At 68.7% G+C, this 13,167-nt stretch carries 13 protein-coding genes; 11 read left to right on the top strand and 2 right to left on the bottom strand.

Going from position 1 to position 13,167, the window contains the following annotated elements; all coding sequences use genetic code 11:
• The first annotated feature begins 61 nt into the window (after nt 1-61).
• The 7 genes from HQ312_RS02295 to truB all read left to right on the top strand — a co-directional run bounded on the left by HQ312_RS02295 (nt 62) and on the right by truB (nt 5,814).
• Nucleotides 62-352: a DUF503 domain-containing protein gene (locus HQ312_RS02295; RefSeq protein WP_027505078.1), complete on the top strand. Its 291-nt coding sequence runs from the start codon at nt 62-64 to the stop codon at nt 350-352.
• A gap of 19 nt (nt 353-371) precedes the next feature.
• The gene (gene rbfA, locus HQ312_RS02290; protein WP_027505079.1) at nt 372-821 is read left to right on the top strand and encodes a 30S ribosome-binding factor RbfA; all 450 of its coding nucleotides are present in this window, start codon (nt 372-374) and stop codon (nt 819-821) included.
• 31 nt (nt 822-852) lie between these two features.
• Nucleotides 853-1,794, top strand: coding sequence for a bifunctional oligoribonuclease/PAP phosphatase NrnA (locus HQ312_RS02285; protein WP_222637815.1), 942 nt, complete (start codon nt 853-855; stop codon nt 1,792-1,794).
• Complete coding sequence (locus HQ312_RS02280; RefSeq protein WP_285185087.1) at nt 1,791-3,161, top strand: MATE family efflux transporter; 1,371 nt, start codon at nt 1,791-1,793, stop codon at nt 3,159-3,161. Before HQ312_RS02285 ends, HQ312_RS02280 begins: the two co-directional genes overlap by 4 nt.
• Before the next feature lie 2 nt (nt 3,162-3,163).
• Nucleotides 3,164-4,123, top strand: coding sequence for a metallophosphoesterase (locus HQ312_RS02275; RefSeq protein ID WP_222637683.1), 960 nt, complete (start codon nt 3,164-3,166; stop codon nt 4,121-4,123).
• Nucleotides 4,124-4,143: 20 nt separating this feature from the next.
• Nucleotides 4,144-4,818, top strand: coding sequence for a 4'-phosphopantetheinyl transferase (locus tag HQ312_RS02270; RefSeq protein WP_222637813.1), 675 nt, complete (start codon nt 4,144-4,146; stop codon nt 4,816-4,818).
• Nucleotides 4,819-4,896: 78 nt separating this feature from the next.
• The gene (truB, locus tag HQ312_RS02265) at nt 4,897-5,814 is read left to right on the top strand and encodes a tRNA pseudouridine(55) synthase TruB (RefSeq protein WP_222637682.1); all 918 of its coding nucleotides are present in this window, start codon (nt 4,897-4,899) and stop codon (nt 5,812-5,814) included.
• 21 nt (nt 5,815-5,835) lie between these two features.
• Here the strand turns inward: truB and HQ312_RS02260 are convergent, their stop codons facing one another.
• The gene (locus HQ312_RS02260; RefSeq protein WP_027505084.1) at nt 5,836-6,504 is read right to left on the bottom strand and encodes a metal-dependent transcriptional regulator; all 669 of its coding nucleotides are present in this window, start codon (nt 6,502-6,504) and stop codon (nt 5,836-5,838) included.
• 66 nt (nt 6,505-6,570) lie between these two features.
• Here HQ312_RS02260 and HQ312_RS02255 point away from each other — a divergent pair, with 66 nt between their 5' ends.
• From HQ312_RS02255 to HQ312_RS02240, 4 genes are all read left to right on the top strand, one after another.
• On the top strand, nt 6,571-7,539 hold the full coding sequence (locus HQ312_RS02255; RefSeq protein ID WP_222637681.1) for a bifunctional riboflavin kinase/FAD synthetase: 969 nt from the start codon (nt 6,571-6,573) through the stop codon (nt 7,537-7,539).
• Between the two features lie 140 nt (nt 7,540-7,679).
• A complete protein-coding gene (rpsO, locus tag HQ312_RS02250; RefSeq protein ID WP_027505086.1) occupies nt 7,680-7,949 on the top strand; it encodes a 30S ribosomal protein S15 in 270 nt (89 codons plus the stop codon).
• A gap of 361 nt (nt 7,950-8,310) precedes the next feature.
• Nucleotides 8,311-10,593: a polyribonucleotide nucleotidyltransferase gene (locus tag HQ312_RS02245; RefSeq protein ID WP_222637680.1), complete on the top strand. Its 2,283-nt coding sequence runs from the start codon at nt 8,311-8,313 to the stop codon at nt 10,591-10,593.
• A 61-nt stretch (nt 10,594-10,654) separates the two neighbouring features.
• Complete coding sequence (locus HQ312_RS02240) at nt 10,655-11,959, top strand: pitrilysin family protein (protein ID WP_051613192.1); 1,305 nt, start codon at nt 10,655-10,657, stop codon at nt 11,957-11,959.
• 6 nt (nt 11,960-11,965) lie between these two features.
• Here HQ312_RS02240 and HQ312_RS02235 read toward each other — a convergent pair whose 3' ends face one another.
• Nucleotides 11,966-13,048 (bottom strand): fused (3R)-hydroxyacyl-ACP dehydratase subunits HadA/HadB, encoded by a 1,083-nt coding sequence (locus HQ312_RS02235; RefSeq protein ID WP_222637679.1) that lies wholly within the window; start codon nt 13,046-13,048, stop codon nt 11,966-11,968.
• Nucleotides 13,049-13,167: the final 119 nt, after the last annotated feature.

Genomic DNA, 13,167 nt, shown 5'->3' with positions numbered 1-13,167 from the left:
GTCCGCGGGCCACACCCGTTCGTCGAAGACGGTGTCCGACCCTGCTATCGATGAGGTGCTCGTGTTTCTCGGTGCTCTCGAACTCGACATCCTGCTCGGCGACGTACATTCGCTGAAGGAGAAACGTTCGGTGATCAAGCCCGTCGTCGCTGCCCTGCAGCGCTTCGGTGTGTCGGCCGCCGAGACCGGGGAACAGGAGCGTTACCGTCGTTCGATGGTGGGTGTCGCCATCGCCACCGGGGACGTCGCCCACCTGCACGAGGTACTCGACTCGTGCGAGCGACACGTGGCCGAGAGGCCGGAACTACAACTACTCGCAGTTCGGCGCCGAGTGTTCGGGCCAGAGGACTGATGGACGAAGGAGACGCATCGTGGTGGACCAAGCCCGCGCTCGTAAACTGGCCAAGCGCATCGGAGCGATCGTCGCGACGGCCATCGATCACGAGATCAAGGATCCCCGGCTGTCGTTCGTGACGGTCACCGACACCAAGGTGACCCCGGACCTGCACGACGCCACCGTCTACTACACCGTGCGCGGCGAGACGCTCGACGCCGAGCCCGATTTCCAGGCTGCCGCTCTGGGTCTGGAGAAGGCCAAGGGCGCTCTGCGCACCAAGGTCGGTGCCGGTACCGGCGTGCGCTTCACCCCGACGCTGACCTTTCGTGCGGACACGGTGCCCGACACCGCGCGCCACATGGAGGAACTGCTCGAGCGTGCCCGCCAGATCGACGACAAGGTGGCTCAGGCCGCTGCGGGGGCGCAGCCCGCCGGTGATCCGGATCCGTACAAGGTGCCTCGAAGCGACACCGACGAGCTCTGAGACCCCGGTGACCGACACGCTGCGCGCGGACATGCAGAAAGCCGTCCGTCTTCTCGAGGACGCCCGGACGGTGACTCTGCTGTGCCACGTGCAACCCGACGCCGACACCATCGGCAGTGCGCTCGCCCTGGCCGTCGCGCTCTCGCGACGCGGCTCGCGGCCGACCGTGTCCTTCGCGGCGCCCGCCTCGTTGCCCGAGTCGATGATCGGTCTGCCGGGAGCGGAGTTCCTGGTGCCGCCCGCCGAGGTCCCGACGGACGCGGATTTGGTGGTCACCGTGGACGCCGGCAGTCGAGGCAGGCTCGGGTCGCTGGGTGACCGGTTGGACGGCGCCGTGTCCCTGGTCGTCGACCATCACCGGTCCAACACCTTCTACGGCACGCATCACGTGATCGATGCGAGTGCGGAGTCCACCACAGCGGTGGTCGCCGTGCTGTTCGACGAGTGGGGCGTCGAGATCGACCGGGACCTCGCGCACTGCCTGTTCGCCGGCCTCGTGACCGACACCGGATCGTTCCGCTGGGTCCGGCCGGGCTCCCACCTGCTGGCCGAGCGACTTCTCGCGACCGGGATCGACGGTGCCGCCATCTCGCGCCGCCTGCTCGACACCCACCCCTTCGCCTGGCTGCCGATGCTGGGCGCCGTCCTGGGCTCGGCGCGCCTGGTTCCGGACGCGGCCGGCTCGCGTGGGCTCGTCTACGCGATCGTGCGGCTCGAGGACTCTCGCGGACTGCGTCCCGAGGAGATCGAGAGCGTCGTGGACATCGTGCGCACCACCGCGGAGGCCGAGGTGGCCGCCGTGTTCAAGCAGAACGAGGCGGGCTGGGCCGTGTCGTTGCGCGCGAAGAGCAGTGTCGACGTCTCCGTCGTGGCGTCCGCGCTGGGTGGGGGCGGCCACAAGTTCTCCGCCGGCTACACCGCGACGGGCCCGATCGAGGACGACGTCGACGCCCTGGTCGCCGCGCTCGGGTGACCGATCGCTCCGCCGTGGACGGGCGGGTGTCCGCTCGCACCCTGTTCGGCCTCGCGTTCCCCGCACTCGGCGTCCTGGTGGCCGAGCCGCTGTACCTGCTCTTCGACTCCGCGGTGGTGGGTCGACTCGGTGCGCTCCCACTCGCGGGTCTGGCCGTCGGTGGCCTCGTTCTCGCCCAGGTGAGTACGCAGCTGACGTTTCTCTCGTACGGGACGACCGCGCGCGCGGCACGGCTGCACGGTGCGGGCCGGGACGACGACGCCCGCAACGAGGGCGTCCAGGCCACGTGGCTCGCAGTGGTGCTGGGCCTCCTGCTGATCCTGGTGGTCCAGCTCTTCGCGAACCCGATCCTGTCGGTGCTGGGCGGCGGGGGAGACATCACCGCCGAGGCCACCACGTGGCTCCGAGTCGGCGTGCTCGGCACCCCGTTGATCCTCGTCACGCTCGCCGGGAACGGGTGGATGCGCGGCGTGCAGGACACCGTGCGGCCGTTGCGGTACGTGGTGGCGGGGCTCGCACTGTCGGCCGTGCTGTGTCCCGTCCTCGTGCACGGTCTGATCGGCGTTCCGGCCCTCGGCCTCGTCGGGTCCGCCGTGGCCAACGTCATCGGCCAGGCCGTCGCCGCGACGCTGTTCGTCTCCGCCCTGATGCGCGGGCCGCGGACCCGCTCGCTCCGGCCGGATCTCGCGATCATCCGCCGCCAGCTCGTCCTCGGCCGGGACCTCGTGCTCCGCTCGTTCGCCTTCCAGGCCTGCTTCCTGTCCGCGGTGACCGTGGCGTCACGCTTCGGTGCCGGTGCGGTCGGGGCCCATCAGGTGGTTCTGCAGTTGTGGAATCTCGTCGCGCTGATGCTGGACTCGTTGGCCATCGCCGCACAGTCCCTGGTCGGCGCCGCGTTGGGAGCGGGCCGTGGCCGCGCCGCGTCGATGCTCGCCTCGCGGGTGACCGCGTGGTCCGTCGGTTTCGCCGTCGTGCTCGCAGGACTGTTCGCCGCCACCCACGCCGTGATCCCGCCGCTCTTCACGTCCGACTCGTCGACCCTGACGAGCATCGACGGCATCTGGTGGTTGTTCGTCGCGCTGATCCCCGTCGCCGGCGTCGTGTTCGCCCTCGACGGTGTGCTGCTCGGGGCCGGGGATGCCGCCTTCCTGCGGAACGCGACTCTCGCGAGCGCCGTCGTCGGATTCCTACCGCTGATCTGGCTCGCGGCGATCCTCGACTGGGGGTTGCCGGGAATCTGGGTGGGCCTGATGGTGTTCGTCAGCCTGAGAGCGGTCTCCGTGGTCTGGCGGACCGCGTCGGGCGCCTGGATCAGAACGGGGACCGATACCGTCGGGAGCCGAACATCAACCGCAGAAGGGTCGTGAGTGTGCCAGCCAAGTTGTGGGCCGTCAGCGACATCCACGTCGGTCACAAGGGCAACCGGCCCGTCACCGAGGCCATCGAACCGGAGAGCCCCGAGGACTGGCTGATCGTCGCCGGAGACGTGTCGGAGAAGACGGACGACATTCGCTGGGCGCTCGCCGAGCTGAAGTCGAAGTTCGACACCGTGATCTGGGTGCCGGGAAACCACGAGCTGTGGACCACGGTCAAGGACCCGGTACAGATGCACGGTGAGGCGCGCTACGACTACCTGGTCACGATGTGCCGGGAACTGGGTGTGCTGACGCCCGAGGACCCGTTCCCCGTGTGGGAGGGGGAGGTCGGGCAGGCCGGAGGCCGGTCGGGGTATTTGGGCCCCGTCACGCTGGTGCCGATGTTCGTGTTGTACGACTACTCTTTCCTGCCTGCGGGCACCACGAACAAGCTCGACGGTCTGGCGCTGGCGCGCAGCCGCAACGTGGTGGCCACCGACGAGTTCCTCATCACCCCGACGCCCTACGCGTCCCTCGACGCGTGGTGCGCGGCGCGGCTGGCGATCACCGAGAAGCGGTTGGCCGAGGTGGACACCTCGATCCCGACGGTGCTGATCAACCACTGGCCGCTGGTGCGGCAGCCCACCGAGGTGCTGTTCTATCCCGAGTTCGCCCTCTGGTGCGGAACCACGGCGACCAAGGACTGGCACACCCGCTACAACGCCCTGTGTGCGGTCTACGGCCACCTCCACATCCCACGGACGACGTACTACGACGGCGTGCGGTTCGAGGAGGTGTCGGTGGGCTACCCGCGCGAGTGGAAACGCCGCGGACTCCCGGATCAGGTGCTGCGACAGATCCTTCCGGTCCCCGAGTACCCGCCGGGATCGTTGAACAAGTTCGGCGGCCACTTCACGGTCACGCCGGAGATGGAAGCGGAAGTGGAGAAGATGCGAGCGGAGAAGCGACTGTGACGACGGCACGAGAGACCTCCCTGCTCGGCGGGCTGCTCGCGCGCGGCGTCGTCGCCGAGGAGCTGTTCGAGGATCCGCCCGGTCTCACCCCGCACCCCCGCGAGGCGCATCTCGTGGAGAAGGCCGTCGACAAGCGCAAGCGCGAGTTCACCTCGGCGCGGCACTGCGCCCGACTCGCGATGGGCCGGCTCGGACTCGAGCCCGGTCCGATCCTGCGCGGCGAGATGGGATCGCCGGTGTGGCCGGGCGGCGTCGTCGGCTCGCTCACGCACTGCGACGGCTATCGCGCCGCCGCCGTGGGCTACGCGTTGCAGGTCCGCTCGGTGGGCATCGACGCGGAACCGCACGAACCGCTGCCGGACGGCGTGCTGAAAGCCGTGAGCATCGAGGCCGAGCGTGAGGTCCTGGCCACCCGCACCGACGACGAGGTGCAGTGGGACAAATTGCTGTTCTGCGCGAAGGAGGCGACGTACAAGGCCTGGTACCCGCTGACCGGGCGGTGGCTCGGATTCGAGGACGCGCACATCACCTTCGAGCGCGATGCCGACTCGGCGGGACGCTCGACCATCACCGGTACCTTCCGCTCCCGGCTGCTGGTCCCCGGCGACACCACCAGCGGCGCACCGCTCACCTCCCTCGACGGACGCTGGGCCGTCTCCGACGGCCTCGTCGTCACTGCGATCACGGTCTTCTGACGGCCGGCCTCCGGCCTTCCCGCTTTATGGACGGCCGGCCTCCGGCCTTCCCGCGATCTTCTGACAGACTTCTCCCTCGTGCCAGCTCACCCCAAACCCCCCACAGGACTCGACGGCGCCGGACTTCTGGTGGTGGACAAGAGTGGCGGAGTCACCAGCCACGACGTCGTCTCCGCCTGTCGCAAGGCCTTGAAGACGCGCCGCATCGGACACGCCGGCACGCTCGATCCCATGGCGACGGGGGTGCTGGTGCTCGGTGTCGAGCGAGCGACCAAGATGCTGGGTCTGCTGTCGCTGACCACCAAGGAGTACACCGCGACCGTCCGCCTCGGAGCCGCCACCACCACCGACGACGCCGAGGGCGAGACGGTGTCGACGGCGGACGTGAGTGCGGTGACGGACTCCGGGATCGACGAGTCCGTCGCCGCGCTGACCGGGAAGATCAGTCAGGTCCCGTCGAGTGTCAGCGCCATCAAGGTGGACGGCAAGCGCGCCCACGCTCTCGTTCGGGAGGGCGAGGACGTCGTGCTCGAACCGCGCACGGTCACCGTCTCCCGCTTCGACGTCCTGGAGCGTCGCCGGGGGAGCGACGTGATCGATCTGGACGTCCACGTCGAGTGCACGTCCGGGACCTACGTGCGGGCGCTCGCGCGCGACCTGGGTGCGTCCCTGGGCGTTGGCGGCCACCTGACCGCGTTGCGGCGCACCCGGGTCGGACCGTTCACGTTGGAGCACGCCCGTACTCTCGACGAGGTGCGGGACGACCCGCACGTGAGCCTCGACATCGACGCTGCCGCTCGCACGGCGTTCCCGCACCGGACGGTCACGTCGGACGAGGCCGAATCGTTGAGCCAGGGACGCTGGCTCGACCCGATCGGGATGCCCGGCATCTACGCGGCACTGGACGAGAACGGCCACACCATCGCCCTGGTGCAGGAACGCGGCAAGCGGGCCAGCACCGTGATGGTCGTGCGGCCGGCCACGCTGCGCCCCTGAGTTCGTCGGGGCGGTCCGGCGTCAGTCCGTGGTCATCCAGATCGCCTCGGCGGCAACATGACCCAGGTCGAGTACCGTGTCGGCCACCTGCACGGCCACGGTCCCGGCGAAGTCGCGGCGCTCGACCATCGTGATCGACAGGTCGAGGGTGATGCCGATGGAATCGAAGTACCGCAACATGTCCGGATCCGAGTCGGAGATGCGGGTGACGTGGCCCTTCTGGCCCGCGACGAAATCGCTGAGCGGTACCGCCGGCGGCGCGGGAATGGTGCCGTCGATGGTGGGGATGGGATCACCGTGCGGGTCGCGTGACGGCCGACCGAGTTTGGCGTCGATGCGCTCGACGAGCAGGTCCGACACCGCGTGTTCGAGCACCTCGGCCTCGTCGTGCACCTCGTCCCAGCCGTAGCCCATCTCCTCGACCAGCCAGGTCTCGATGAGCCGATGCCTGCGGACCATGCCGATGGCGGCGCGCCGCCCGGCCTCGGTGAGTGTGATGGACCCGTAGCGGGCGTGGTCGACGAGGCCCTGATCGGCGAGTTTGCGTACGGCCTCGGAGACCGTGGACGGCGAGACGCACATCCGGGAGGCGAGCATCTTGGTGCTCACCGGCTCGTCGGAGTACTCGCTCGCGGTCCAGATGACCTTGAGGTAGTCCTGCGCGACGGTGGAGAGGGCAGGGGCTGGCACGCCGACAGCTTAGCCGTCGGTGCGCCGGACGTGACCGGTCGATCGTCGGCCCGTAGGCTCCTGGTCGTGGAGAGATGGCGAGGTCTCGACGATGTCCCGGCCGACTGGGGCAGATGTGTTCTGACGATCGGCGTGTTCGACGGCGTACACCGCGGCCACGCCCAATTGATCGACCGCGCCGTGACATCGGCGGCGGCACGCGGAGTGCCGAGTGTGCTCATGACCTTCGATCCGCATCCGATGGAAGTGGTGCGTCCGGGCAGTCACCCGGCCCAGCTGACCACCCTCACCCGGCGTGCCGAACTGGCCGAGGAACTGGGCATCGACGTCTTCTGCGTCATGCCTTTCACGCCGGAGTTCATGAAGCTCACCCCCGATCGCTACATCCACGACATCCTCGTCGAGCGGCTGCACGCCGCCGAGGTCGTGGTGGGGGAGAACTTCACGTTCGGCAAGAAGGCCGCCGGCAACGTCGCTCTGCTCCGGTCCGCCGGCACGCGGTTCGGGTTCGCGGTCGACGGTGTCACTCTGCTGGCCGAGGAGTCGGTCACGTTCTCCTCCACCTACATTCGCGCCTGCGTCGACGCCGGTGACGTCGCGGCCGCCGCCGACGCGCTCGGTCGACCCCACCGAGTCGAGGGCGTGGTGGTGCACGGTGACGGCCGTGGCCGCACCATCGGCTACCCCACGGCCAACGTCAAGCCGCCCATGCACGCCGCCATCCCGGCGGACGGGGTGTACGCGTCGTGGTTCACGGTGCTCGGGCCCGGACCGATCATGGGTACCGTGACTCCCGGAAAGCGTTGTCGCGCAGCGGTGTCGGTGGGGACCAATCCCACGTTCTCGGGGCGCACCCGCACGGTGGAGGCGTTCGTCCTGGACGGCGACGCCGATCTCTACGGGCAGCACGTCGCGGTGGACTTCGTCGAGCGTCTGCGCGGCATGGAGGCCTTCGCGTCGGTGGACGAGCTGATCGCGCAGATGGATCTCGACGTCGACCGTGCCCGCGACATCCTCGCCGCCCTGGACGCCTGAATGAAGAGGTGTCGTTCGGGCCTCGGCCACTGAGGTAGGATGGACGACTGTTGTTCGCTGCGGTCCGCGGCGGCTGCAACACCGCGCCCTCGGGTGCGGCACCATCCACGCGCGGACGGCACTGCATCAGGAGTTTCACTGTGGCTTTGACCACCGAACAGAAGAAGCAGATCCTCGGCGAGTACGGCGTCCACGAGACGGACACCGGATCGCCGGAAGCCCAGGTGGCGATGCTCACCAAGCGCATCCAGGATCTCACCGAGCACCTCAAGGTGCACAAGCACGATCACCACTCGCGTCGCGGCCTGCTGCTGCTCGTGGGTCGTCGTCGTCGTCTGCTCAAGTACGTGCAGAAGGTCGACGTCGCGCGGTACCGCTCGCTCATCGAGCGTCTGGGACTGCGTCGATAATTTCCGTCATGGTTCACGCGATCGCGCCGGCGAGGCAGCCCACGGCTGTTCCTCGTCGGCCGTTCGTCGTGGACCGGTAGTGTCACAGCAGTACTCCCTCTCCGGGAGTGCACAGCACCACAGGTAGGCCGCCGACTCGGCGGTGAGCACCATCAGCCGTTCGTCCCCGACACACGTCGCGGTGTCGGTCTTCGGTAGTGGTCTCTCGGTTTCCGGACGCGCGGAGCGCGACCCGGCCCGGGGGACTTCGATCGTGGGCCGCCTCCGCTCGCACGTCGACTCGGGGACGCCGCACCGGACCACCGGGTTCGAGTGCGCGCCCGGGTGGGCACGGCGAAGACGAGAGGACGAGAAGACTTCCATGTCAGAGACCACCACGAACACCGCAGCGGCCACCGAGGTCGACGAGGGCGTGTTCGAGACCACCGCCGTCATCGACAACGGGTCGTACGGCACCCGCACCATCCGCTTCGAGACCGGCCGGCTGGCCAAGCAGTCCGCCGGCGCCGTCGTCGCGTACCTGGACGACGAGACCATGCTGCTCTCGGCCACCAGCGCCTCGAAGCACCCCAAGGACCACTTCGACTTCTTCCCGCTCACGGTGGACGTCGAGGAGCGGATGTACGCCGCCGGCCGCATCCCCGGATCGTTCTTCCGTCGTGAGGGACGCCCCAGCACCGACGCCATCCTGACCTGTCGCCTGATCGACCGGCCGCTGCGTCCGACGTTCGTCGACGGACTGCGCAACGAGATCCAGGTCGTCATCACCGTGATGAGCCTCGATCCGAAGGACCTGTACGACGTCGTGGCCATCAACGCCGCGTCGGCGTCCACCCAGCTCGCGGGCCTGCCGTTCTCCGGCCCCATCGGCGGCGTCCGTGTCGCCCTGATCGACAAGCAGTGGGTCGCGTTCCCCACCAACGAGCAGCTCGAGAAGGCCGTGTTCAACATGGTCGTCGCCGGCCGCGTCGTCTCGGGCACCGGTGCGGACGCCGACGTCGCGATCATGATGGTCGAGGCCGAGGCGACCGAGAAGGTCATCGCCCTCGTCGAGGACGGCGCGCAGGCGCCCACCGAGGCCATCGTGGCCGAGGGCCTCGAAGCAGCGAAGCCGTTCATCGCATCGCTGTGCGAGGCGCAGAAGCAGCTCGCCACGGCGGCCGCCAAGCCCACCGGCGACTTCCCGCTCTTCCCCGCGTACCAGTCCGACGTGTTCGAGGCTGTCGAGGGTGCGGCTCAGATCCCGCTCAACGAGGCGCTCACCATCGCGGGCAAGACCGAGCGCGAGAGCAAGCTCGACGAGGTCAAGAACCAGATCCTCACCAGCGTGGGCGACCGGTTCGAGGGCCGCGAGAAGGAGATCGGCGCAGCGTTCCGCTCGCTGACCAAGAAGCTCGTGCGTCAGCGCATCCTGCGCGACCAGTTCCGCATCGACGGCCGCGGCATCACGGACATCCGTGAGCTCTCTGCCGAGGTCGCCGTCATCCCGCGCGCCCACGGCAGCGCGTTGTTCGAGCGTGGCGAGACCCAGATCCTGGGCGTCACCACCCTCGACATGGTCAAGATGGCCCAGCAGATCGACTCGCTCGGACCCGAGACCAGCAAGCGCTACATGCACCACTACAACTTCCCGCCGTACTCCACCGGCGAGACCGGACGCGTCGGATCGCCGAAGCGTCGCGAGATCGGTCACGGAGCCCTCGCGGAGCGCGCGCTGCTCCCCGTGCTCCCCAGCCAGGAGGAGTTCCCCTACGCCATCCGTCAGGTCTCGGAGGCGCTCAGCTCCAACGGCTCCACGTCGATGGGCTCGGTCTGTGCGTCGACGCTGGGCATGCTCAACGCCGGCGTGCCGCTGAAGGCACCGGTCGCCGGCATCGCCATGGGTCTGGTCTCCGACCAGGTCGACGGTGAGACCCGCTACGTCGCCCTCACCGACATTCTCGGTGCGGAGGACGCGTTCGGCGACATGGACTTCAAGGTCGCCGGCACCCGCGAGTTCGTCACCGCCCTGCAGCTGGACACGAAGCTCGACGGCATCCCGTCGCAGGTTCTGGCCGGTGCGCTGTCGCAGGCCAAGGACGCGCGCGTCACGATCCTCGACGTCATGGCCGAGGCCATCGACGCGCCGGACGAGATGAGCCCGTACGCACCGCGTGTCACCGCGATCAAGGTCCCCGTGGACAAGATCGGCGAGGTCATCGGGCCCAAGGGCAAGATGATCAACTCGATCACCGAGCAGACCGGCGCCAACATCTCGATCGAGGATGACGGCACCGTCTACGTCGGTGCTGCGGACGGCCCGTCCGCACAGGCCGCGATCGACATGATCAACGCCATCGCGAACCCGCAGCTGCCCAAGGTCGGCGAGCGGTTCCTCGGAACCGTCGTCAAGACCACGGCATTCGGCGCGTTCGTCTCGCTGCTCCCCGGTCGTGACGGCCTGGTGCACATCTCCAAGCTGGGCAGCGGCAAGCGCATCAACAAGGTCGAGGACGTCGTCAGCGTCGGATCGAAGCTCCGCGTGGAGATCGCCGACATCGACAACCGCGGCAAGATCAGCCTCGTCCCGGTCGAGGACGACGCGGCAGCCGCCGCGCCGGCCGACGATCAGGTCGCCACCTCCGACGAGGTCAGCGCTGAGTAAGAAGTACACGAACGCGGCGGCGCGGTCTGCGGAGCTCTCGGGCTCCCGGCCGCGCCGCCGTGTGCGTACACCCGAACCGTCCGGCGTCCGCCGCACGGTGTTGCCGGGCGGCGTCCGAGTCGTCACTGAGTTCGTTCCCGGCGTGCGGTCCGCCTCGGTCGGCGTCTGGGTCGCCGTCGGTTCGCGCGACGAGGGCCGCACCGTCGCCGGTGCCGCGCACTTCCTCGAGCACCTGCTGTTCAAGGCCACCCCCACCCGTACGGCTCTGGACATCGCGCAGGTGATGGACGGAGTCGGCGGCGAGCTCAACGCGTTCACGTCCAAGGAGCACACGTGCTTCTACGCGCACGTGCTCGACGAGGACCTGCACCTCGGACTCGACCTGGTGGCGGACGTGGTGCTCCGCGGTCGCTGCCGCGCCGAGGACGTCGATGTCGAACGCCAGGTGGTGCTCGAGGAGATCTCGATGCGCGACGACGACCCCGAGGACCTGCTCGGTGACGCCTTCCTCACCGCGCTGTTCGGTGACCACCCCATCGGTCGTCCCGTCATCGGATCGGTGGAGTCCATCGAGTCCATGACGCGGAATCAGCTGCACTCGTTCCACACTCGGCGCTACACCCCGCCGCGCATGGTGGTGGCGGTCGCCGGCAACGTCGACCACGACGACGTGGTGGCGGGGGTCCGTCGCAGTTTCGCCGACCGGATCGCCGGTGCCGCCGAACCGGCACCGCGGCGTGGGGGAGCGGGCCGCATCACCGCGCGCCCGGCCCTGAGCCTGACGACGCGGGACAGTGAACAGGCGCACCTGTGCCTGGGCGTGCGGGCGTTCGGACGCCACGAGGGTCATCGGTGGGCGTTGTCGGTTCTGAACACCGCCATCGGTGGAGGGCTCAGTTCGCGTCTTTTCCAAGAGATCCGGGAGGAGCGCGGTCTCGCGTACTCGGTGTACTCGTCGGTGGACACGTTCTCCGACACGGGTGCGTTCTCGGTGTACGCCGGATGCCAGCCCGAGAATCTCGGCGAGGTCACCTCGGTGATCCGCGACGTGCTCGCGTCGGTGGCCACCGACGGCATCACGGACGCGGAGTGCGCTCGCGCGAAGGGGAGCATGCGCGGGGGACTGGTTCTCGGACTGGAGGATTCCGGATCGAGAATGAATCGGATCGGTCGCAGCGAGCTCAACTACGGCGACCACAGGTCGGTGGAGGAGACGCTCGCGCGCATCGATCAGGTGACCAACGACGAGGTCCGCGACGTCGCCCGGACCCTGCTGGCGCGGCCCATGGCGGCCGCCGTGGTCGGGCCGTTCTCGAAGGTGACGAAGCTCCCGGCCTCGGTACGCGGAGCCGTGGCCGGGAGCTGAGGCGTCTCAGGCCAGGTGAACGGTGGCCATGGCCTTGTGGCCGAGGATGCGCTTGCCCTTGTAGCGCGCGTCGATGGAGACCACCGCAGTCCGGGTCGCCTCGTCCTTCGACTTCACCGTGCCGTCGATGACGATCTCCGACTTGCACACCGGGTCGACCATGACAGGGCTGGTGAAGCGCACGGTGCAGTCCTTCAGGGCACCCGGGTCGCCGAGCCACTCGGACACGAAGCCGGTGCCGAGGCCCATGGTGAGCATGCCGTGGGCGACGACGGTGTCGAGCTCGAGCAGCGACGCGAAGTGGTCGCTCCAGTGCACGGGGTTGTTGTCGCCGACCACGCCCGCGTAGTTCACGAGATCGCCGCGCGAGAGCAGCACTGTCCTGGTGGGCAGTGCGTCGCCGACCGCCACGTCCTCGAAGCGCTGACGGGCATGGCCGGTGTGCGGGACGACGACGGGCGGGGCGTAGACCGTCTCGAGGTCGTCACCGCCGGGATTGACGTCGGCCACCTCGTCGGAGGTGGACAGGGTGAACATGCCGTTCATGACCATGCCGCGCGCGACGTCCGCGATGCTGTCGTCGCCGTCGTCGGCGCGCCCGATGAGCAGGGTGGTGTACGTGATCTGCGCCAGCTCGTTGCGCTGGTTGGTGATGACGGTCTTGGTCACCATCATGTCGCGGCCGACGACCGTGCGGAAGGAGTCGAGCGAGACGTCGCACGTGAGCCGGTCGCCCGCCAGGATCGGCGCGAAGTACTCGGCATGCTGGTCGGTCTGCAGCATCCGGCTGAGGTCGTATCCGGTGGCGATGCGCTCGAGCAGCTTCTGCTGGGCGATGATGCCGACCAGCGAGAAGAACGTGGGCGGCGCCATCAGCGCCGGATAGCCGACCTCGAGTGCGCCCTCCTCGGTCCAGTGGACCGGATGGAAGTCGCGGACGGCTTTCGCGTACTCCCGCACCTTCTCGCGGCCGACCTCGTAGTAGTCGTCGGCGCGGTAGTGGTAGCCCACCATGTCCAGCGCATGCTGCGCCGGGTCGAACGTGGTGTCGCTCGCGACGGCGTCGGTGGCCAGTATCTCGGCAGTCATGACGGCAACCTATCCCCGGCGACGAGCGCTGTGCAGTGCCAACGGAGTTCTCCGGGCTGATCACAGAAAAGCGACTTCGAGATTGTTATACGCACCCAATGCTGATCGGCATGCGGAGA

The sequence above is a fragment of the Rhodococcus sp. BP-316 genome (assembly GCF_019836105.1).
Classification (GTDB): domain Bacteria; phylum Actinomycetota; class Actinomycetes; order Mycobacteriales; family Mycobacteriaceae; genus Rhodococcoides.
Note: the sequence above shows the minus strand (reverse complement) of the source record. Positions and strands in the feature narration are given on the sequence as shown.

What these genes read in the sequence shown, in the direction of transcription:
- HQ312_RS02285 (WP_222637815.1), top strand. Translation starts at nt 853, where the DNA reads ATGCAGAAAGCCGTCCGTCTTCTCGAGGACGCCCGGACGGTGACTCTG.
- HQ312_RS02245 (WP_222637680.1), top strand. Translation starts at nt 8,311, where the DNA reads ATGTCAGAGACCACCACGAACACCGCAGCGGCCACCGAGGTCGACGAG.
- HQ312_RS02235 (WP_222637679.1), bottom strand. Translation starts at nt 13,048, where the DNA reads ATGACTGCCGAGATACTGGCCACCGACGCCGTCGCGAGCGACACCACG.